Origin of the sequence: Xylanibacter ruminicola (genome assembly GCF_900107775.1) — a bacterium.
Classification (GTDB): Bacteria; Bacteroidota; Bacteroidia; order Bacteroidales; family Bacteroidaceae; genus Prevotella; species Prevotella ruminicola_C.
On the sequence record NZ_FNRF01000008.1, the window covers coordinates 12,838 to 34,912 of the forward strand.

General features: G+C 49.6%; 13 protein-coding genes. 4 read left to right on the forward strand and 9 right to left on the reverse strand.

Going from position 1 to position 22,075, the window contains the following annotated elements; translation table 11 throughout:
- Window positions 1-7: 7 nt before the first annotated feature.
- From priA to BLU97_RS15465, 8 genes are all read right to left on the reverse strand, one after another.
- Complete coding sequence (priA, locus tag BLU97_RS15430) at window positions 8-2,263, reverse strand: primosomal protein N' (RefSeq protein WP_074762339.1); 2,256 nt, start codon at window positions 2,261-2,263, stop codon at window positions 8-10.
- Window positions 2,264-2,266: 3 nt separating this feature from the next.
- A complete protein-coding gene (locus BLU97_RS15435; RefSeq protein WP_074762340.1) occupies window positions 2,267-2,875 on the reverse strand; it encodes a porin family protein in 609 nt (202 codons plus the stop codon).
- A gap of 117 nt (window positions 2,876-2,992) precedes the next feature.
- Window positions 2,993-4,048 carry a gliding motility protein GldN gene (gene gldN, locus BLU97_RS15440; RefSeq protein ID WP_074762341.1) on the reverse strand — a complete coding sequence of 352 codons (1,056 nt, stop codon included), beginning with the start codon at window positions 4,046-4,048 and terminating at the stop codon, window positions 2,993-2,995.
- A gap of 17 nt (window positions 4,049-4,065) precedes the next feature.
- Window positions 4,066-5,625, reverse strand: a complete 1,560-nt coding sequence (gene gldM, locus BLU97_RS15445) for a gliding motility protein GldM (RefSeq protein ID WP_074762342.1) — start codon at window positions 5,623-5,625, stop codon at window positions 4,066-4,068.
- A 5-nt stretch (window positions 5,626-5,630) separates the two neighbouring features.
- Complete coding sequence (gldL, locus tag BLU97_RS15450; protein WP_074762343.1) at window positions 5,631-6,395, reverse strand: gliding motility protein GldL; 765 nt, start codon at window positions 6,393-6,395, stop codon at window positions 5,631-5,633.
- Between the two features lie 20 nt (window positions 6,396-6,415).
- Window positions 6,416-7,858 (reverse strand): SUMF1/EgtB/PvdO family nonheme iron enzyme, encoded by a 1,443-nt coding sequence (locus BLU97_RS15455; RefSeq protein ID WP_074762344.1) that lies wholly within the window; start codon window positions 7,856-7,858, stop codon window positions 6,416-6,418.
- Between the two features lie 14 nt (window positions 7,859-7,872).
- On the reverse strand, window positions 7,873-8,811 hold the full coding sequence (locus tag BLU97_RS15460; protein WP_074762345.1) for a PorP/SprF family type IX secretion system membrane protein: 939 nt from the start codon (window positions 8,809-8,811) through the stop codon (window positions 7,873-7,875).
- A 53-nt stretch (window positions 8,812-8,864) separates the two neighbouring features.
- On the reverse strand, window positions 8,865-11,339 hold the full coding sequence (locus BLU97_RS15465) for a Kelch repeat-containing protein (RefSeq protein WP_074762346.1): 2,475 nt from the start codon (window positions 11,337-11,339) through the stop codon (window positions 8,865-8,867).
- Window positions 11,340-11,544: 205 nt separating this feature from the next.
- Here BLU97_RS15465 and BLU97_RS15475 point away from each other — a divergent pair, with 205 nt between their 5' ends.
- The 4 genes from BLU97_RS15475 (at window position 11,545) to BLU97_RS15490 (ending at window position 18,377) form a co-directional block, all read left to right on the forward strand.
- On the forward strand, window positions 11,545-14,040 hold the full coding sequence (locus tag BLU97_RS15475; RefSeq protein WP_074762362.1) for a glutaminase family protein: 2,496 nt from the start codon (window positions 11,545-11,547) through the stop codon (window positions 14,038-14,040).
- A 22-nt stretch (window positions 14,041-14,062) separates the two neighbouring features.
- A complete protein-coding gene (locus tag BLU97_RS15480) occupies window positions 14,063-16,339 on the forward strand; it encodes a GH92 family glycosyl hydrolase (protein ID WP_410543918.1) in 2,277 nt (758 codons plus the stop codon).
- Window positions 16,340-16,433: 94 nt separating this feature from the next.
- The gene (locus tag BLU97_RS15485) at window positions 16,434-16,787 is read left to right on the forward strand and encodes a PadR family transcriptional regulator (protein ID WP_074762349.1); all 354 of its coding nucleotides are present in this window, start codon (window positions 16,434-16,436) and stop codon (window positions 16,785-16,787) included.
- Between the two features lie 12 nt (window positions 16,788-16,799).
- On the forward strand, window positions 16,800-18,377 hold the full coding sequence (locus tag BLU97_RS15490; RefSeq protein ID WP_074762350.1) for a PspC domain-containing protein: 1,578 nt from the start codon (window positions 16,800-16,802) through the stop codon (window positions 18,375-18,377).
- Window positions 18,378-18,432: 55 nt separating this feature from the next.
- Here the strand turns inward: BLU97_RS15490 and BLU97_RS15495 are convergent, their stop codons facing one another.
- Window positions 18,433-22,014, reverse strand: a complete 3,582-nt coding sequence (locus BLU97_RS15495; RefSeq protein ID WP_074762351.1) for a glycoside hydrolase family 38 C-terminal domain-containing protein — start codon at window positions 22,012-22,014, stop codon at window positions 18,433-18,435.
- Between the last annotated feature and the right edge of the window lie 61 nt (window positions 22,015-22,075).

Sequence of the window (22,075 nt, forward strand, 5' to 3'; positions counted from 1 at the left end):
TATTTGATTATAGCGGATCTACATCAAAGTAGATCTGAAGCGACGAATAGCGCTTGTCTTGTAGCATCTGCTGCTGGGCAAGCGCTAAATATTTACGCACGTCGACCATACCGATGCCTGGTTCTAACTTAAGCACCAACTTACGGATAGAGAGCGACTTAACTTTAGCGATGGCAGGTTTGTCGGGACCTAACACGCGGGCCGAGAACCACTGGCGCAGTCTACTGCCCATCTCAATACCAGCCGACTCAACCACAGCATCTGAGCGGTGTTTCAGGTAAACATAGATTAAGCGATAATAAGGCGGATAATGGAAATGCTGGCGCTCGGCTATCAGCGAACGGTACAATCCGGCATAATCGTTCTGCACTACTTGTTGGATAACGGGTAGTGTTGGCGATTTTGTTTGCAGGATAACCAAGCCCTGTTTGCCCTTGCGACCGGCTCGACCTGCCACCTGAGCCATCATCATATAAGCCTGCTCGTAAGCACGGAAATCAGGGTAGTTCAGCATGTTGTCGGCATTCAGAATACCTACAACTGATACCTTATCAAAATCCAAGCCCTTAGATATCATCTGGGTACCTATCAACAGATTGGTACGCCCTGCCGAGAAATCGCTGATGATACGTTCGTAGGCATTACGGGTACGGGTGGTATCAAGGTCCATACGGGCAATACGGGCCTCAGGGAAAATATCACGTAACTGGTCTTCAATCTTCTCGGTGCCGTAACCCTTGGTTATTAAATCATGTCCACCACAGGCAGGGCACTCGGTGGGTACCTGGTAGGTGTAGCCGCAATAGTGACAGGTAAGCTGATTCATATTGCGATGCAACGTCAGCGACACGTCGCAATGCTGACAATGAGGCACCCAGCCACATTGCTTGCATTCTATCATGGGTGCATAGCCACGACGGTTCTGGAAGTATATCACCTGCTCGCCTCGCTCCAATGCCTCGCGGGTCTTCGCCAACAACAAAGGTGAGAACGCACCGTTCATCATCTTGCGGTGCTGCAAGTCCTTGATATCAACCACCTGGATATCAGGCAGCTGAATACCTTTATAACGTTGGAAAAGCTCTACCAAACCATACTTACCCGTTTTAGCATTATGATAGGTCTCGAGCGACGGCGTGGCAGTACCTAACAATGTCTTGGCGCCATACATCTGTGCCAGCATGATGGCAGCCGAACGGGCATGATACCGCGGTGCAGGGTCCTGCTGTTTATACGAGGTTACATGCTCCTCATCCACAATAATCAGTCCTAAGTTCTGGAAAGGCAGCAGCACGGCACTACGCGCACCCAGAATCACATCATAGGGATGCTTCGAGAGCTGTTTCTGCCATATTTCCACACGCTCGGCATCCGAGTATTTACTGTGATAGATGCCCAGGCGATTACCAAACACTCGCTGCAGGCGTTGCATCATCTGTACCGTAAGGGCAATCTCGGGCAACAGATAAAGCACCTGCTGATGCTTATCCAACGCCTGCTGTATCAGGTGGATATAAATCTCGGTTTTACCGCTCGAGGTCACGCCATGCAGCAGCGTCACGTTCTTCTGCAGAAACGAGAACTGTATCTGGTTAAACGCTTCCTGCTGTACATCACTCAGCGGTTTGATATGTTCAGGATGCGGGTCGCCACCAAAGTTCAATCGACCCACCTCTTTATCATAGGTTTCCAACACACCACGCTGCACCAAGGCGTTTACCGACTGCAGGGTGTGTCCCTGGTTAATCAACTCGTCGCGGGTTATCTCGAACTGTTCCTCGGTCTGTCCCAACTGGTCCCAACCCGAGAGTTCCAGATAATCCAGGAAAGCCTTGAGCTGCTTAGGAGCACGCTGCAGCATATCGATAGCCACATGCAAGGCCTGCTCGCTGCGGAACTTAGGCGATAGCTGGATGTAAAGTTCGGTACGTGGACGATAACCATCCTCGGCTTTCAGTCCCGACGGGAGTGCAGCCTTATACACCTCGCCTATGGGCGACATGTAATAATCGGCTATCCACTGCCACAACTTCAGCTGGTTATCTGTAATGATAGGGGTAGCGTCCATCACCTGACTGATGGGCTTTACCTGATAGTCCTTAGGTTTATCATTGTGCAATCGGGCCACAATACCCAAGTAGGTTTTGCTACGCCCGAAGGTTACCAGTACGCGCATACCAATACCTACGCTCATGCCATCGGGCACAGCGTAGGTAAAAAGTCCTGTTAACGGAACAGGTAATATGATATCCGCGTAACTCACCCCTTAGAAGAAGTAAGCAACCGAAAGCTGCCAAGAATTGGCCTTAGTTTTTCCCGTAACCTGCTTCCAGGCAGCATCGGGTACATCTTTTAGTATATCAAACTCACCTGTTGTACCCATAGCAATGTTGTAGTTAGCAGATACCTGAAGATGATTAAGGAGCATCAAACCTAAACCCACATTTGCGCTCAAGCTTGAGTCCTTCATGCGCCAATCAAGTGCCTCATTCACCAGATTTGTCTTTTTATCACCCACATTAAAGCCAAATTGAGGACCAGCAAAGATGTAAATGCTTGCAGTATTACCCAAGCCAAAACCATAACGAAGGTTAATGGGAATCTGAATTGACTGCTGCTTAAGTTTCTCATCATTAACCTCAGCCGAACGCTGATCGTACAAGGCTGATGCATCAATGCCAAGACCTATCACTGGGAGCGTAAAATTAAGAGTCGGACCAATAAAGAAACCAGTCTGATTCGACTTATCAAATGCCGAATTGTCGAACTTCATATTAGTCAGGTTAAGGCCACCCTTAACACCAAACTTCACCTGTGCCTGAGCAGCAACAGTCATTGTTGCCAGCAGCACTACTAAAGTAAAAAATTTCTTCATAACTTATACCAATTATTAATGTTAATGAATCATTCCACGGCGCAAAGTTACGAAAAAAGTTGGAATCGAAAAGGGAATAACCTTTTTTTTTCGATTATTCCCTTGTATTTTGACTAATTAATGGCGCTGTCGACGCACCGACACGCGGGCACCGCTATTGCTGCTACCACTCGATTTCTCGGTCTTGAAACTCTTCTGCTTAGCTACCTTTACGCCCTTGGTTGCGGCGGGTTTATTCTTGGCAGCCTTCACCTTCTTGTCGGCCTTGCTATCCTTCAGGGCAGCTATGCTATCCAGTGAGTCGCGCTTGGCAGGATCGCCGAAAATCGTTTTCTTAAAACCTTCCAGTTCGGCCTCGATACGCTTCTGCTCGGCAGTCATCTTAGCCTCATCACCACCACACAACTGCAGCAGTGTTTTACCCTGTGCATTGTTGGTTTTATAGATTTTTCCACGATACATATTAAGCGTGAAGAAATCGTCCATCGATACGGTAGCGGCATTGTTCATACTGCTGGCCATCACTGTCTGACGGTTCAGGTAGGGTTCCAAGTCGCTGTATTTCACCCAGAACAGAGGGTACTGCGTTGCCTCGCCACCAAACTCGTCCATCATAATGGGACACAAGGCCTGCACCTTGATGTGGAACGACGAGTTGGCCTGATCGTAATAGGCACTCTCCTTCAGATAGTACTTCTTCACCATCGCCGAGGGGATATCGCTGTTGTCCACACGTATCTTACCATCCTTTTCCTCGTAATAAATATGGTAGTTGTCCAGCAGGGCCTTCATATCAGTCTTGGTGGCATCGGTAAACACATCACTGCCATCGGTAGGATACTCATACACGGGAATATAGCCGTTCAGCGCCAGCTTAAAGATATAGGTAAACAAGTTCAGCTGTTTGCCCTGTGGTTCTACTGGATAGTAGAGTCCGCCATTGGCATCATCCTCCAATGATATCTCACGATAGATATCACGACGCCACACCACCTCTTCGGGCATCTCTACAGCTGTGGGGAATGATATCTGTGCGCGCATCGACATAGCCGAAGATGCTGCATTCTGCTTGGCTTGCTGCTGAGCCTGCTGCTCGGCACGGCGCTGTGGTGGCTGAGCCACTGCTGCACTCACTATCAGCGCGAGGGTTGATATGAACAATAATCTCTTCATACTATCTTGTACTTTTTTTATTTTACAATCACTTCCATGGGGTTAGTCAGGGTGCGGGTTAATCCATCGGGACCGGTTACCATTACTCTCGAAATATAGAATCGGCGATTACGGGCCAGCTTGCGGAAAGTATCCTTCTGACGAGCCGAGAACTGCGCACCATCCGATGCCATCGGCACGGCGTTACCCATATTGTCGAAGAACACCGTTTCGAAGCTCTGCACACGGAAAGCGATATCCAGTATGCCATCGTCGATAGCAGCACCCAGATGCTCTACAGCCACCAGTTGTCCCTTGCTCAGGGCACCACCCTTGTAACGGGCGGGATTGCCATGCTCGTCCTTCATCGCTATATAAGGTGTAGGATCGGGCAATTTCCTGACGCGGAAAGTGTACTGTCCCATCTGCTGGGCATGACCGGTATTGGTGCTGGTAACGGTAATCACAGCATTCTGACCTATCTTAGCTGGACGTGCGATGTACTTGCCAGGACCTACGCTCTGCAACGTACCATTGGTCATCGAGGCCTGAATCTTATTCAGCGGCACACCTGGCACACTAATGCTGATGGGGTTGGCATAACCTGCATAAAGCATATTCATCAGGTCGGCCGATACGGTGGCGCTGGGTTCAACTACGGTGTAGTCCTGTGCAAACTCACGACGTATGCGGTCGCCATTGCCATTCACCATCTCCATATAGCCCTTCAGCGTAAAGTCGCCAGTCTTGCCACACACGGTTTCGTAAAGTCCGTTCTGAAGGTTCACCTTCTGTCCACCGATAAAGATATCGGGTACCTGGGTGGTATCAACAGCAGCCATCACGATACGGGCCGAGAAGCGGTCACCACGAACAATCGTTTTTGAACTGGGAATCACAAAGGCATCCAACAGGTTTACACGCACATCCTTTACGTCGATGTTCTGTACCAGGGTGTGTAGCACCTCGCCCTCGGCATAGCGCACATCACTCTGCAGTTTCGACAGCAGCGTAACGGCAGCCGCAGCAGGCATCGACTCAAACATATATTCGGCCCAGTTCTTACCCATAGCACGCTTGGGCACCTGGGTAGTAAGATTGCTGGCTATAATCTGTCGCTGTTTCTCATCAGTCACCATCGTCAGCATACGCTCGCGGAAACTGTTGATAGCCTTGTACAGTTTCTGTCCCTGACCGTTGGTGGGCGAGAGCATCACGTAGTTAGCGGGCTCCTGATCTTCCTTGTTGCGGATATTGGTGACATCGCCATCCTTGCCATCGGCCTCAACTACGATGGCCTGCTTCAGACTGGCAGCAAAGTTATACAGAGAGTCGCTCATCCGGCGCACCTGCCGGGCTTTGTCATACCACTCGCGGGTTTTCTGCGGGTTAGCCTTCAGCTGCTGCTCAAAGGTTTCGTAGATGGCCAGGTTCTCCTTGGCAGAATTACCTGTAGTACGGTTCAGACTTTCCTCCACAATCGAAAAGCCGTTGAGCACCTCGTTCGAAACGTTAAGCGCCAACATCGCCATCAGAACGACGTACATCAGGTTTATCATCTTCTGACGTGGAGAAACGGGTCTTTTCTTGATTGCCATAGTCGTTATGCGTTCATCTTAGCCGTCATTGCCTCAATCATACGGCTATAAATCTTATTCAGTTCTGCTATCTGTGCAGCCATCTTCTTGGTCTGCTCGTTAATATCATCGATGGTACCAATCTGTGCGCTGGCACTCTTCAGCTGCATCTCGTAAACCTTGCAGATGCCGGTAAGCGTGCGGTTCAGGTTCTCCATCTCCTCCGAGTCGTGAGCCAATTTCTCGTTCTGGGCCGATACCTTCGAGAGAGTTTCAGTCAGGTGCTTCAGTTCCTCTACGTAGGTAGATGTAGCAGCATCCAGTTCCGGATGAGCCGAAACAGCAGCAGGCTGAGCTGCAACTGCGGACTGTACACCTGCAGGCTGGGCGCTGGGCACCGATGGGGCATCGGTAGATGAGCCTGTATAGGTTCCACCGTTACCATTAATAATGATAGTTCCGCCATTGCCACCTACTACGGTTGCGCTACCGCCTTTACTAGCTACGGGCAATTCACCATTCACGTTCACGTGGGTATCCAACTCCATACCGTCTGCGGTCTTATCGAACGGACGATCGAAGGCTGAAAGAAAGAATACCAGCACCTCGGTGCCCATACCAAGGAACAAGAAGAAATCGGCACCCTTCAGGTGGGTGAGCTTAAACAGCGTACCTAAGATTACGATTGATGCACCCCACGAGTAGGCATAGTTCAGAAACGTCTGTCCTGGCACACTATCCATCCACTTCTGCAAGCGGTAGATAACGTTGTATTTGCTATATATCGTCATAACTATTGCGTATTTAGTGTTTACTTTCTCTTACTTTTTACCTTTGTACTCTTGGCGCGCTCGCTGGTTGAGTTGGCCAGACTGCGCACACAGCGGAATCCGATGTACGAACGGGGCTGGTTCTGATACTCAGCAGTACGCCAGGCCGAACGGATATACGACTCCGGATCCTTCCACGAACCGCCACGTACACTCTTACGCTTCAAGCGATAGGGATCTTCTTGAGCGGCGTTGTACTTCAGCGTGGGGTTGATATCGTTCATAGCCTCAACACCAGCCTCGGTATAGATGGTACTGGTCCATTCTGCCACATTACCTGCCATATCGTAAAGTCCATTCGAGTTGGCCGAATAGATACCTACCCTACTGGTAATCAGATTACCATCCTTAGTATAGTTGCCGTTATCGGGCTTAAAGTTGGCATAAAAACAGCCCTTGCCGCTGGCCACATCCTCGTTATCCCAGGGGAACTCGTTCTGATCCTTGCCACGGGCGGCATACTCCCACTCGGCTTCGGTTGGCAGACGGTAACGCTGCACATATCTGGCTGCAGGCCCCAAGCCCTTCAGCAGGTACTCAGTACGCCAGGCACAGTAAGCATTGGCCTGCTCCCAGGTAACACCCACTACGGGGTAATCGTTGTAAGCGGGATTCGAGAAATAGTAACGCAGATACATCTCGTTATCGGCATTGGGGAAATCGTTTACCCAGCACGTGGTGTCGGGGAATACGTTGACGATATAGGTATTCAGGAAATCCCACGGTCCCGAGAGCGGACGGTTGATGCTCTCACGAACAATGCGTCCCTCGTCGTCCACATAGGCTGTGTCTTTCGATATCCACACCTGCTCGTCGGGATCTACGGTCAGGTCGGTATTCAGGTTGCGTTCCTGTGGGTTCAGTCGGTTACGACGCAGGGCTGCGGCGGTGTAGTCGTACACCTCGTAACGGTAGTTAAGCTGTCGGAAATCCAACATTTTATCGCCTGTTACAGGGTTGGTTACGTACATCGCGTCGATTATCTCCTGCTCATCTTCGCTTGGACGGCGGGGCAGCGGTTTCTTCCAGTTCAGCACAGTCGATATCTCGTTACCCTCGCGGTCGGTCTTTACCGTCTTGTAGGTCTCATCAATCTCTGAAAGACGCTCACGTAGGATGGAGTCGCGTACATAGTTCACAAACTGGCGATACTTCGAGTTGGTAACCTCGGTCTCGTCTATCCAGAATCCATCTACCGAGATATCGCGTACGGGTGTTTTCTTACCCCACAGCGAATCCTGGTTCTCAATACCCATTTTCACATGGCCACGTTTAACCAGCACCATGCCGTAGGGCGTAGGCTCGGCAAAAGCCCTGCCACTGGTACCTGTCACCTCACCGCCATTGGCTGTCATCAGCTTACCGCCAAAACAGCTGGTAAGCATCAGTGCCGCAACGGTGCATAGTCCTATCAGTTTCTTCATATATCTCTTATTTACTATAGTAATCTTATGCTCTTATGCAGATTCCTGCCCTTTTTATACAGATTCAACTCTGTCTCGTAGCCCACAAACAGTTCATGACTGCCGTTACCCACGTTAATGGCGCTGGTATAACACTCGTAGCTGTAGCCCAGATGTATGCCGTGCCATCGGCCACCTACCAGCACCGTTACCGAGTTGGTAGGACTGTACGAAAGGCCTGCGTACAACAGCTTTTTATCGTGTTCGTACCTTACGCGCCCTGTTACATCGGCTCGCCAGGCCACCCCATCAGTGCGTCCTAACACAGAGGTCTGTATTTTAAAAAACGGATGATTTAGCTGAATATTGTATCCTGCGGTAAAATAATATGATGCATCAATGCTCAGTTCGCTGGTTTCGCCCAGTGTTACCACCGGATTGTTCAGGTGCAGAACCGACGCACCCATATACCAGTTACGTGCCTGATAATAGATGCCTGCCGACACATCAAGTCCCGAACCGTTTATCGACGAGCTCGATAGTATAGGGTCACTACCATCCTCGGGCATTTCGGCCTTGCTGCCATCAAACGTCTCGCCCAGCATACCCAACTGTACACCAACGCTCAGCTTGCCTTTCACCACCCGTCGCTGGTAGGCATACTGCACAGCCAGACGTTTGTGCGAGAACAGTCCGATATCATCATTCTGCAGCTGCACACCCACACCGTGATAGGTACCCAAGCCATACAGTTGCATATCAGCCGCCGCATACATGGTTTTAGGGTTGTGTTCAAACCCAGCCATCTGCAGCGCATAGGCTCCCGTCACATTCAGCTTAGCCTCCTTACCCACAGCCGCAGGGTTAAACGAGGGTTCCATTGCCCAGTAATGAGCAAAGGATACATCGTACTGCGCCCGCACCGCTGCGACCACAATCCACAATCCTACTATCGCAATAATGAAACGTTTCACATATTATAAAACGTATTTCCGCGCTTTTTATTGTGTTTACCTTTTTATGCTTCTTATTTTAATTCAAAATCTTCACCGAAGGCTTTAATGTACTCTTCATGGAAAGCACGCGAGGCATCCTGCGCCTCATAGACCTTACCCAGACGCTTGAGCGACTTGATTTTATAGGAGAACGACTCTACATGGTAGGGATCGATATGTAACATCGCCTCTACAAGGTAAAGTGTAAGTTTAAGTTCGTTGTTAGCATAGGTATGTTTTATCATGCGCAGGATAACGGGTTTAAGAATACGCTCGGTTTCAGACTTAAACTGGTCGAGTGAAGGTGAATCCTGAGTCAGCAGGAATTTGCCGCGACACAAGATACTCAGCAAACTTTGCTCGGTATATTGCTCAGTAAATATCTGACGGGCGCAATCAAGATAGTCGCAATAAAAGGGATGACTGGTAACAAAATGGTAATAGCCATCGGTATAAACCAACTCGATACCATCCATCTCCTCCAACACCTTACGCATGTGATTAATAAGCACACTACGTGAGTTTTTTATCTTATCAACCGGTTTGTCACCCCACAGAATAGTGCCAAGTAACTTTGACGATATACCTCCTTGCTTGTGATACCAAAGCAACACACAAGTAAGCTCGCGCAATTTATCGGTAAACAGGTACGAGATATCACGGTTCTTTCTGTCGAAAGCACAGAAACTACCAAAAACATAAATAGCATTGGGCTTGGTATCGGGCAGTTGTACGTCAATTATCTCATTGTTTGCAATAACCTGTTTACGCTTGCGATAACAATGGTAAAGCATCCACACAGAAGCCACTACGATCAGTAGCAGCGCCACAGCCAGATAGCAAAGACGTCTGTCGGCAGGCAGCTTGGAAACCTCGGCAAACTGCGCATCCGACAGCACAGGCAGCTGAATTGAGTAAAACGAAATGGTTGACGAGATGTCATCCGTAAACTCCTGCACACACACAAAGAACTTATCTACCACTGGGTCGTAATAGATATTAGCATTGGTGGCTATCTTATCGGAGTGGATGGGGATAGAATCGCCTAACATCTCCATACTACCATCGGCAATTGAGAAACGGCACAAACGCAGATACGACTCCGACAATGCCTCGGGATAGCACAGCGTATAGAAGTAACCGCCCATCACCACGAGATTACGCACAGGCACAATATTCTGGCGTTTGCCCCAGTCGATAGTCCACACATGCTCTGCCGAATCGGTCGCCAAGTCGATTCGATATAAATCGTAGAGATAGTGACGCCCGATTGACTGGTTACCGGACTCATTACCCATGCCACCGAAGATATAGGCGTAACGCGACAACGAGTCGATACCCATAGAGGTAAAATAACGCGGTGTACAAGCCTGAAGGTTTTTAGGTTGCTGCCACTGATGGTTAACCAGATTGTACTCATGCAGCTGTCGGGAATACAGCATACTACCAAAACCTCCGAATATACAGAAGCGGTTGCGCAAAGTATCAACAAATGAGCCATGATGATGTAGCTGGGTGGGCAACTGAGTGTAACACTCGGGCGTCCACTCAAGTGTATTCAGATCCAGACTGGCTACCGAGGCCTCGTCCTGCGGACGGTCGGCCAGATTATCATACTTGTACACCTCGTAAGTATAAAGTTTCCTACTACGAGGATCGATAAAGTTCATACCCAGATTAACATCTACAGGACATTTTTGGGAAAATACACGACAGGTGGTTTCACGATTATCGGTATTATATACTAATAAGGTATCGCGTGTATAACCATAAAACAAATGGCGCTGGGGATCGAAACTGGCTCCTGCATTATGCTGGAATTTCATCGCACCAAGTCGCTGCCAGTGATAGCAGTCGTTAATGCTCCAATATGGGTTATCCACACGCCCCACCTTTTTTAACTGATGATCGAACACGACATTGCCACTACTCTGAGAAAGGGGGAAATAATAGTTTGCCTCACCACTTCTGATGCGCAGGTTTCTGATGGTAACAGAGGGAACCTCGATGAGATAGTCGAAGCGACCGAACACGATTTGGGGCGACAACGTGGCAGGCAGCGATTTTACATGAGCCTGCTGCTTCTGTCCATCGATGTTCATCGAGATTTCGTGCTTATCGAGATTAATCGAGACTTTAAACGATATCCATCCCTTATCGAGCAAACCTTGACGATTGAACCGACTACGAATCAGCGTAGTCTTACCTTCTTCGTTGAGTTCAATTAGATCATTTCCACGTCCATCGTAGAAGATATTAAAGTTTACCCCCTTCTCCTCGTCAACCACATGGAGTATATACCCCACCTCGCCCACTCGGGGCAACAGCATATCGAAATGGATATCCAACTGATGAAAAAACACCTTTTTATCGTCGGCAAACACAGAATATGAGGTACGGCCATTAATGGAATCAATAGGATTCAGAAAACGTAAGCCCTGAGCACGCAAGTGAACGCAACTCACAGCAAATAAGAGTAATAATAGAAGTTTTGAAATCTTAACCATGTCAGTTTTTGTTTTGTGGGTACAAAATTAGTGCTTTTAAGGCAGAAAACAGCCAATGTTTACGCAGATTAACACTTTTAATCATAAAATAACCCATAATTAACCAATAATTTATGATAGTAACATATATTTTTGTAGTCGGTTTATGATCATGCCCAAACAAGTCGGCAAAATCAGGTAAATTACACATAATTAAACAAGTATGATAAAAAAAGTTTTTTCCGTATTAGGCATGGCGTTAGCAGTAGCCAGCGCCTTTGCCCAATCAGAGTTCTTCACGCCTTATAAGGCTACAGCGCTCCGACTCCCTGCAGTACCCATTGTGGTTAACGATCCCTATTTCTCCATCTGGTCGCCCTACAACAAGTTGACCGAAGGCAACACACGTCTCTGGACTGGCGACGAGAAACCATTGGAAGGTCTCCTTCGTGTTGATGGCATCACCTATCGCTTTATGGGCGACAAGGAGCATAAGGTGCTGAAGGCACTCGCTCCTATGAGCGACGAAGCTGCCTGGGAAGGCCAGTATACGGAGGCCAAACAGGTCGATGGCTGGCAAAAACCCGATTTTAAGGCCAATGGCTGGCAGTCAGGCCGCGCTGCATTTGGTAATGCAGGCGACAACATTCGCACTGGCTGGAGCAAGGAGCACAGCGACATCTATATCCGCCGTGAAATTAACCTCACAGCCGAGGATTTGAAGGGCGACCTCTATGCCTTGTACTCACACGATGATGCCTGCGAGTTGTATATCAACGGCACACAGGTGGCAACAGGTCGTATGGATGCAGTCTTCAATGAGTCGGTACACCTGAATGACCACCAGAAGCAACTGCTGCACGAGGGACGTAACGTGATGGCCCTGCACGTATACAATAATGCGGGCGGTGCCTATGCCGACTTCGGATTGTATGCCAACATCGGTATCGAAGCCACCTCGGTTAAGACGGCTGTACAGAAGAGCGTCGACGTGATGGCCACTTCAACCTACTATACATTTACCTGCGGTCCGGTAGCACTGGATGTAGTGTTCACATCGCCTATGCTGATTGACGATCTCGACCTGCTCTCTACTCCCGTTTCGTATGTTTCGTATCAGGTAAAGAGCTTAGACCGTAAGAAACACGACGTGCAGTTTGCATTGTTGGCAAGTCCACAAATAGCTACCAACAAGCCTCATCAGCCCACAGAATCATCGGTAATATCTGTGAATGGTGTAAAATATCTCAAGACAGGAACCATCGACCAGCCCATCCTGGCCAAGAAAGGCGATGGCATCGGCATCGACTGGGGCTATCTGTATGTAGCCGACTTTAACGGAAAGGTATCGCTCGACAGCTACAACAATATTATCAGCGGATTTATGACCAAGGGCGACCTGAGCTGCGGACAGCAGCAGGTGCGTGCTTACAAGCAGAACGACACCCCTGTACTGGCCTATGTGCATAACTTTGGCAAGGTTGACCAGCAGCCACAGGCATCGTTCTCACTGATTGGCTACGACGAGGTCGAGGATATCGAATATATGTACCAGCGCTACAAAGCCTACTGGGCTCATGGTGGCAAGGTGGATATCTTCGACGCTTTCAATAAGCTGAACCGCAATTATAAGAGCATCATGGAGCGTTGCCGCGCCATGGATAAGCAGATTTACGACGACGCCCTGAAGGTAGGTAACGCGCATTATGCCGAGATTCTCTCAGGCTCTTACCGCCACGTGCTGGCAGCACACAAGCTGTTCGAGGACAACGAGGGACACCTGCTGTATTTCTCGAAGGAGAACAATTCGAATGGTTGTGTGAATACCGTGGATCTAACCTATCCTTCGGCCCCACTCTTCCTGGCTTACAACCCTGACCTGCAGAAGGCCATGATGACAAGTATCTTCGAGTATAGTCGCTCTGGTCGCTGGACCAAGCCCTTTGCTGCTCACGACCTGGGCACCTACCCCATTGCCAACGGACAGGTATATGGTGGCGACATGCCTATCGAAGAGGCAGGTAACATGCTGACTCTGGCTGCCCAGCTCTGCATCCAGGATGGTAACATCGATTACGTAAAGCCTTACTGGGACATTCTGACCCAGTGGACCGATTATCTGGTAGAGAACGGACAAGACCCATCGAACCAGTTGTGTACCGACGACTTTGCTGGCCACTGGCCACACAACTGTAACCTCTCGGTAAAAGCTATCATGGGTGTGGCTGGCTATGCACTGATGGCCCGCATGAAGGGCGATGCCGCTACAGCCGACCGCTATATGAACCGTGCCCGCCAAATGGCCAAGAAATGGGAGGCCGATGCTCGTGAGGGCGATCACTACAAGTTGGCATTCGACCGCCAGAACACCTGGAGTCAGAAGTACAATATGATTTGGGACAAGCTGTGGAACACCAACCTGTTTGGCAATGAGGTGATGCAGCGCGAGGTAAGCTACTACCTGAAGCAGCAGAATACCTATGGTCTGCCACTCGACATCCGTAAGGATTATACCAAGACCGACTGGATTATGTGGAGTGCCGCTATGGCCAACGATAAGGACACCTTCCTGAAGTTTGTGGAACCTATCTACAAATATATAGACGAGACCCAGTCGCGCGTACCTATCAGCGACTGGCATGAGACAAAGACCGGAATGATGGTTGGATTCAAAGCTCGCTCGGTTATTGGTGGTTATTGGATGAGATTGTTAGTTAAGTAATATTGTTGTTATGAAAAAGAATCTGAGAAAGAGTCTTTTGGCTGTGGCACTGCTCCTTGGGGGCAGTGCTATAGCAGCCACCGCACCTGTTGATTATGTCAATACGCTGGTAGGCACACAATCAAACCACGCACTCTCAACTGGTAACACCTACCCTGCCATCGCACTCCCCTGGGGCATGAATTTCTGGATGCCTCAGACAGGAAAGATGGGCGACGGATGGGCTTACACTTACGACGCAAGTAAGATTCGCGGATTGAAGCAGACCCACCAGCCTTCACCCTGGATTAACGATTACGGACAGTTTGCCATCTTGCCCACTGTTGGCACCGTGTTCGATGAGGACAAGCGTGCCTCTTGGTTCTCGCACAAGGCCGAAACGGCCCGTCCGTATTACTATAAGGTATATCTGGCTGACTACGACATCACAGCCGAGGTAACCCCCACCGAGCGTGCCGCTGTGATGCGATTCACCTATCCAGATTCCAAGGAATCGCGCATCGTAGTGGATGCTTTTGATAAGGGTTCGATGGTACGCATTATCGACGATTGCCACATTGAGGGTTATACCACCAAGAATAGTGGCGGCGTACCTGAGAACTTTAAGAACTACTTTGTGATTGAGAGCGACAAGCCGTTCACATTCTTCACAACTGTAGCAGATGGCAAGATACAGGCCGACAAACGCGAATTTAAAGGTGATCATGCCGGTGCCGTAGTAGGATTCCAGACAGTTCGTGGCGAGACTGTAACCCTACGTGTAGCCTCATCGTTCATCAGCGCCGAACAGGCCCGACAGAACCTGAAGGAGGTAACCGGGCGTTCATTCGATTCCGTATGCAATGATGGTCGCCAGCGTTGGAACACCATCCTTAGTAGACTGGAGGTTGAAGACAACAATATTGATCACTTACGTACCTTCTATTCTTGTTTGTATCGTTCGGTTCTCTTCCCCCGTATGTTCCACGAGGTAAACAAGGTTGGTGAGATTGTACACTACAGTCCTTTCGACGGCCAGGTGCATAGCGGACGTCTGTTCACCGATACCGGTTTCTGGGATACCTTCCGTTCGCTCTTCCCACTGCTCAACCTGGTATATCCTGAGATGAGCCAGCAGATGCAGGAGGGACTGGTAAACACCTACAAGGAGAGTGGATTTCTACCTGAGTGGGCCAGTCCTGGCCATCGCGGCTGCATGGTGGGCAACAACTCGGCCTCGGTGGTGGCCGACGCCTATCTGAAAGGCATGCGTGGCTACGATGTGGAGACACTTTGGCAGGCTGTAAAGCACGGTGCCAATGCCGTTCATCCTCAGGTATCAAGCACAGGCCGACTGGGATTTGAATACTATAACCGACTGGGCTATGTGCCTTATAATGTAGGCATCAAAGAAAATGTGGCTCGCACCTTAGAATATGCATACGACGACTGGTGTATCTATCGTTTAGGACAGGCACTCGGCAAATCTAAGAAAGAACTGAAACCTTTTAAGGAGCGTGCCTTGAACTACCAGAACGTGTTCGACAAGGAAACCCGTTTGATGCGCGGCAGAAATGAGGATGGTACCTTCCAGATTCCGTTTAACCCACTGAAGTGGGGCGACGCCTTTACCGAGGGTAACTCATGGCACTACACCTGGTCGGTTTTCCACGATCCCGCAGGATTGATTCGTCTGATGGGTGGTAAGGAGAACTTTGTAGCTATGCTCGACTCCGTATTTAACCTGCCACCTGTTTTCGACGAGAGCTATTATCGTGCGGTGATTCACGAGATTCGCGAGATGCAGATCATGAATATGGGTAACTATGCCCATGGTAACCAGCCCATCCAGCACATGATTTATCTGTACGACTGGGCAGGACAGCCTTGGAAGGCTCAGTACTGGGTGCGTCAGGTGATGGACCGCATGTATCAGGCCGCACCTGATGGCTACTGCGGCGATGAGGACAACGGACAGACTTCGGCCTGGTATGTATTCTCAGCCCTCGGTTTCTATCCCGTTTGTCCGGGTTCAGGGCAGTATGCACTGGGCACACCTTACTTTAATAAGATAACCCTGCATCTGGCCAACGACAAAACACTGGTTATCAATGCCGATAGTAACAGCACAGAAAACTGCTACGTAAGCGAGATGAGCGTGAATGGTGCTGCTTATGATAAGAACTATCTGGAGCACACCGACCTGCTGAAGGGTGGTCGCATCGATTATCGTATGTCGTCAAAGCCCAATCAGCAACGAGGCACTAATGAGAACAGTCTCCCCTACTCGTTCTCAAATAACGGCCAAATTGTTAAATAGATATAATTCCTTGCAAAAACTTGGTACTTTGTTATACAAGGTACTAAGTTTTTGCTTATCTTTGCCGCAGAAATCTTTTTAAAACGGTAAAGATATGAACATTGAAAATGCAAAGTCGCAAATGCGTAAAGGCATGCTCGAGTATTGTGTACTGCTACTCTTGAAGCATCGCCCATCGTATGCCAGCGACATTATCCAACAACTAAAAAACGCCGAGCTACTGGTGGTTGAGGGTACGCTCTACCCACTATTAACCCGACTTAAGAACGATGGTTTGCTGCAGTACGAATGGCAGGAGTCAACCCAAGGACCTCCTCGTAAGTACTACGCCCTGAGCAAAGAGGGCGAAAAGTTTCTCGAAGGGCAGGATGCAGCCTGGCAGGAACTCTCTAACACCATTAATTATCTAAAGAATGTAACCCCCAAGTTATTGGAAGTAAAGAATTGAAAGATCAAAGTTATGAAAAAGAATATTACCATCAACCTGTGTGGGCGTCTGTTTCAGATAGACGAGGATGCCTACGAGCTGCTGCAACAGTACATTAACTCGCTCCGTTCATCGTTTGGTAAACAAGAGGGCGGCGATGAGATTGTGGACGACATCGAGACCCGCATCGCCGAACTCTTCGACGAACTGCGCCAACAAGGCATCGAGGCCATCACCATCGAGCATGTTAAGGAAATCATCACCCGTATCGGCAAGCCTGAAGAGCTTACCGGCGAGGATAGTGAGAAGCAACAAGAAAGCAACGGCACCAACTGGGAAGAGCAGGCCCGTTCGGCAGGTCAGAAGATTTATGAGAATGTACGTGCACGTACAGCTGGCAAAAAACTGTATCGCAACCCCAAGGATAAGATGCTGGCAGGCGTACTGTCTGGTATTGCTGTATATACCAATACCGACCCTGTTATCTGGCGTTTCCTGATGATATTGTTTACCTTCTGCTATGGCGTGGGTATCTTTATCTATCTTGTGTTGGCACTCGTTATTCCCGAAGCCAGAACACCCGAGCAGTTGTTGCAGATGGAAGGCAAGGATATAACGCCGCAGAACCTGGCCGATGTAGTGGTTGAGGGCGAAAAGCAGCACGTACAGCGCCCCGGTTTTATGCGTCTGTTGTTCATCATCCTCATGAAGATGGTTATAGCCTTTGTCGTTATCATTTCAATCGTCGTGTGCATTGCCCTGTCGCTCGGATTCCTCGGCGTGCTCATTGCAACGGTCAGTGCGATGGTGCTTCCACTAAACAGTACCCTACCGTTCAGCCTCGGAGCTATGGGACTGGAAGGCGCATGGGTTAGCAACCCCAAGATGCTTATCATCTTTGTAATCGCCCTGTTCCTGGTATTGCTTCTGCCCATCTATGCCATTATCCACATGGTGCTCTCACTCACAGGCAAGATCCGCCCTATGGGTGTTATTCAACGCATCGTAAACATCGTGCTTTGGGTTATCGCCGTATGCATCGCAGTGCCCTTAGGCATCACCATTGCCAATTATCATTATGACTATTACCAGGAGCGTTACCAAATCGATTCTACGACCACCTATCAGGGTGTAAAAATGGATGAGAATGATGCCGATTTCTTACGACGTGGTAGCTGGAATCTGGTAAAGGCTAAGAACTGCGATCATTATACGTATTATGCTATGGATAGTCAGGGGTATGATAACGCGCGTTTTTTGGATGTGTTTAACGATCGTTGCGAGGAGATATTCCAAGCCGAGCGTAAGGAAAAGGTTGAACCAGGCATTTACCAGCTTACATGCTACGCCCGTGCCGAAGGTCCAGGTACCTTTATCTATGCCATGGGTAAAGAGAAACATCTACAAACCATCCCTGTAAACAATAACCCAGAAGACGAAATGGGTTGGAAGCCCATCACCATCGATAGCATAGTAGTAGCTGGCGATTCGATAGCCTACGGCATGTCGTCTGATGCGGTATTCACAGGCGAAACCTGCCGCGCCAAATGGTTCTCGGCCATGGACTTTGTACTTACCCGCACAGCCGACCTTCCAAAAACAAAGAAATAATCGTGGTCACAAACGAAAAAAGAGAGCTGATGTTTGTCAGCTCTCTTTTTTGTATTTAATAAACCTCTAGCTCGTAGATACGGGCGGCAGAATCATGGCCCTGTGTAGGAGCTATCACAAAGAGTCGCAGGTAACGCACGCTGGTAGCAGCGAAGCTGCGATCGGTGTAGTTGTTGCGATTGCCTTCGAACATATCCAGCGTTTGCCACTCTTCGGTATCGCTATTACGCCCCTGAAGCAGACAGGTACGGGTGATATAAGCCGACTGCTCACAAGCAGCACTCAGCACACGCCAACGGGTGATAGTGGTAGGTTTACCAAAATCGAATACCACATAATTAGGAGCAGCCTGCGGATCACACCACTTGGTGTTAGGATCACCATCAGTCAGCAGGGTAGCGCGCTCATCGTCGTTTGCCTCGCCCGAAACAGCGATAACCTTAGCCTCGCGCAGCAGGTTTACCTGAGCCAGGGCAGATGCAGCTGTCTTTAGTGTGGTGGGCAGGATTGAGGTTTTAAACAATGGTGCTGCAACGGTTGCATCAGCGATATCGTTGGCGGCTGTAGCTGCGAAGATAACCACATGCTCATCCTCGGGCAGCTTTATCTGGCGTACACCCTTAGGTACATCCAAACGTACACGGAACATATAGGTAAACTCGTAAGGCTCGTCGGCAGTACCTGAGTGACGATGACTGCCTACCCAAGCCACCTGGGCATCCTTGAGGTAACCCATGGTATGACCGTCGTGGCCCCACTGACCAATAAAACCTGTATAGTAAGGTACACTCACCTGTTGCTGTTTGCCACCAACAGTGAACGTAGCCTGACGGTCGTCCTTATCCGAAGCCACCAACAGGTAAACATGGCGGTAATCCTTATCGGCAGGCAGCTGAATGGTCTGTCCCTTACAGGTCACGCCGTTAGCAGCATCTTTCTCGCCGAAGCTGAAGGGAATGTCGCCCACGGTGAGCCCCTCGTCGGGCAGCAGTTCGGCAGCATAGCTATAGCCACCCTCAAAGTTGGCCGAACCACGGAACTCATTGAAACTGAAGCAATGGCGGTCGTAGTCGAGGGCTAATGCCTGAGCATCAACAGCAGTAGCTTTCTGACCAGCCAACTGCACCTTGTAGGTCTTCACACTATAGGGTTTGATATCCACCAAGAGCTGTGTACCATCGGTCTTGGCTTCACCTAAGGTACGCTCGGTACCATCGGCCTCAACAGCCTTCACAATGCCAGCAGGGAAGTTGATGCGCGCCTGCTGGTTACCCTTACCGCTCATCTCATAAACACGAATGACATACTCATCACTCACCTCGGCACGCTTCAGGGCACGAACCACTACATTCTTGTTATCAGAGCTGACGAACGAGAACTGCTTACCTAATGTACCTGCATGACGATCGGCATGGAACGTACGCAGCGGACTATTCAAACGGTCGGCCTCACGTACAGCCTCTACAGCATTAAGTGCGCCCTCGTGACCCACCAGGCTGTAGGTGAACACATGATGACCGAAGTCCTGACGGGCCTGATAGGTATAGCTACGACCTGGCTGTGGCGAATAGAGCAGCGACAAACGCAGAGTGTTGTCGGCGGGTTTATCCCAACCGTAACGCGAATCGTTAAGCAAGGTTACACCATAGTCGCCCTTGCGGTCGGTCAGGTCGGTCCACTCGTGGGCATACACCTCGAAACTGTTATCACGGTTGTTGCCACGACGTACGCTACCCAAACCAATATCGTAGGTAGCCTCAGCATTAGCTACACTAAGTGGGAATTCAGCCTTGAGCAGGGCATTAAGCGAACGCCAGTCAACCTCGTTCTCAAAGTCGATACGATCGGCCTGTGCACCTTCGTACAGATGGATACGCTGAATGATGTCGCTCTCGCCATATTTCTTCTTGATAACCAAAGTCTGTCGCAGGCTGCCTGGCTGGATGGAAATCTCAACAGCATCGTGAACAGGTAGCGGAGTCTTGTCAAGTGTGCGCTTCAGGATTTCCCAAGCAGGCCAAGCTTCAGAACGGCAGTCGTCGAACACCACGAGGCGTAGACTTTTTCCGTTAGCCACCAGCTGGCGGTTATTCTTTTTATCGATAAGTGATACTACATCACCGAAATCATCTACGGTAAGCTGATAACGCGACGACTGGATGGTGCGACCTGCGGTGGCTGCAGCCATCTTCTTATTACCAGCAGCCTTAACACCATAAACAGCCATACCAGTAGCAGGAACATCGGCATCGAACAGCAACACGCGCTTACCGTCGCGCTCTACTACCTGAGAAGCCACGTTACGACCATTAGCATCGGTTACACGGTAATCGCGGTTATCTTTCAGTTCTACCTGTGCGATGGCACGGACGGGGGTAGTTTCATTGTTGTAAACCACAACAGGCTGCCCCGAAACGCGTGTGTCCATCAGGCGGGCAATGCCCGAAACGCTGTGTGTAAGCACATCCGAGAACTTCTTGAGTGCCAGCAGCTCATCGTTCCACGAGAACTCGTAGGCACGGGGAATGCTGGTACCAGTCAGGTCATCGTGGAACTGATGCCAGATGACGCGCTTCCACGTATCGGTCATCACATCAGTTGGATAGCTGGCAGCGCCTAGCCAGTCGGCCATCACTGCTGTACGTTCAGCCGCATCACCCAGGTGTTCGTTCTGACGGTTATACAGTTTCATAGCTGCCTGCGAGGTGTAACAACCATTGCCATGCACATCCATAGGCAACTCTCCATCAAACACGGGCAGCTCAGGGTGCTTATCGAAAGGCAGATAATCCTTGTATATCTGGTCGCTGGTGGCACTCACAATCTTGATAGGACCAGTGCCCTTGATACCCTTTTCGAGTGCACGTACCGAGGCGATGGTGGGCGAACCACCGATATCGCCAGTGCCATAGTAGCGATAGGCCTGACCGAGCGGACTTTCATCTATCTCGCGCAGCAACTGCTGGTTCTGCGACAGGTCTTCATCCTGATAGCGCTGACTGTAGTTGAAGCCGTGGGTCATCATGATACGACTGCCGTCGATGCCTTGCCACAGCCCGATGGTATAAGGATAGCGCTTGCCACCCTCGTAGAAGGGGTTGGTACGCCATACCAGTTTCTGTGACGAGAAACCAATCAAGCCGCAATGGGCAGCCAGCGTGGGCAGTGTGTAGCCAAAACCAAAGCAGTCGGGCAGGAACACATCAGTGCTCTCAGTGCCAAACTCCTGGCGGTAGAACGTCTGACCCAGTGTGGTGTTTCGCAACCACGACTCGGGTGAGCAGATAATCACCTCGTTGGCATCCCAGCTACTGCCAGACAGATGCCAGCGACCGTTGGCCACATAGTGTTTCAACTCGGCAAACTGCATCGGATAGTACTCCTTCATCCAACTGTACTTGACGGCGCCCTCGAAATTAAAAATGTAACTTGGATACTGCTTCAAGAGCATCAAGTTCTGATCGAGCGTTGCTCTCACGTAGTCACGAATGGTGGTCTGCACGTCCCAGTTCCACTGAGTGTCAAGATGTGCATCAGACACCATGTAGGCTTTCTTTTCTGACTGCGCTACAGCTCCCGATGAGAGCAGCGCAGCCACAGCCACCGATAAAATTTTTTTAGAATTTTTCTTAATCATAGAATGTTTATTAATGGGTTGGTGCCGCAAAAGTAGCCATTTCTGCCCGATCTAGAGTCCT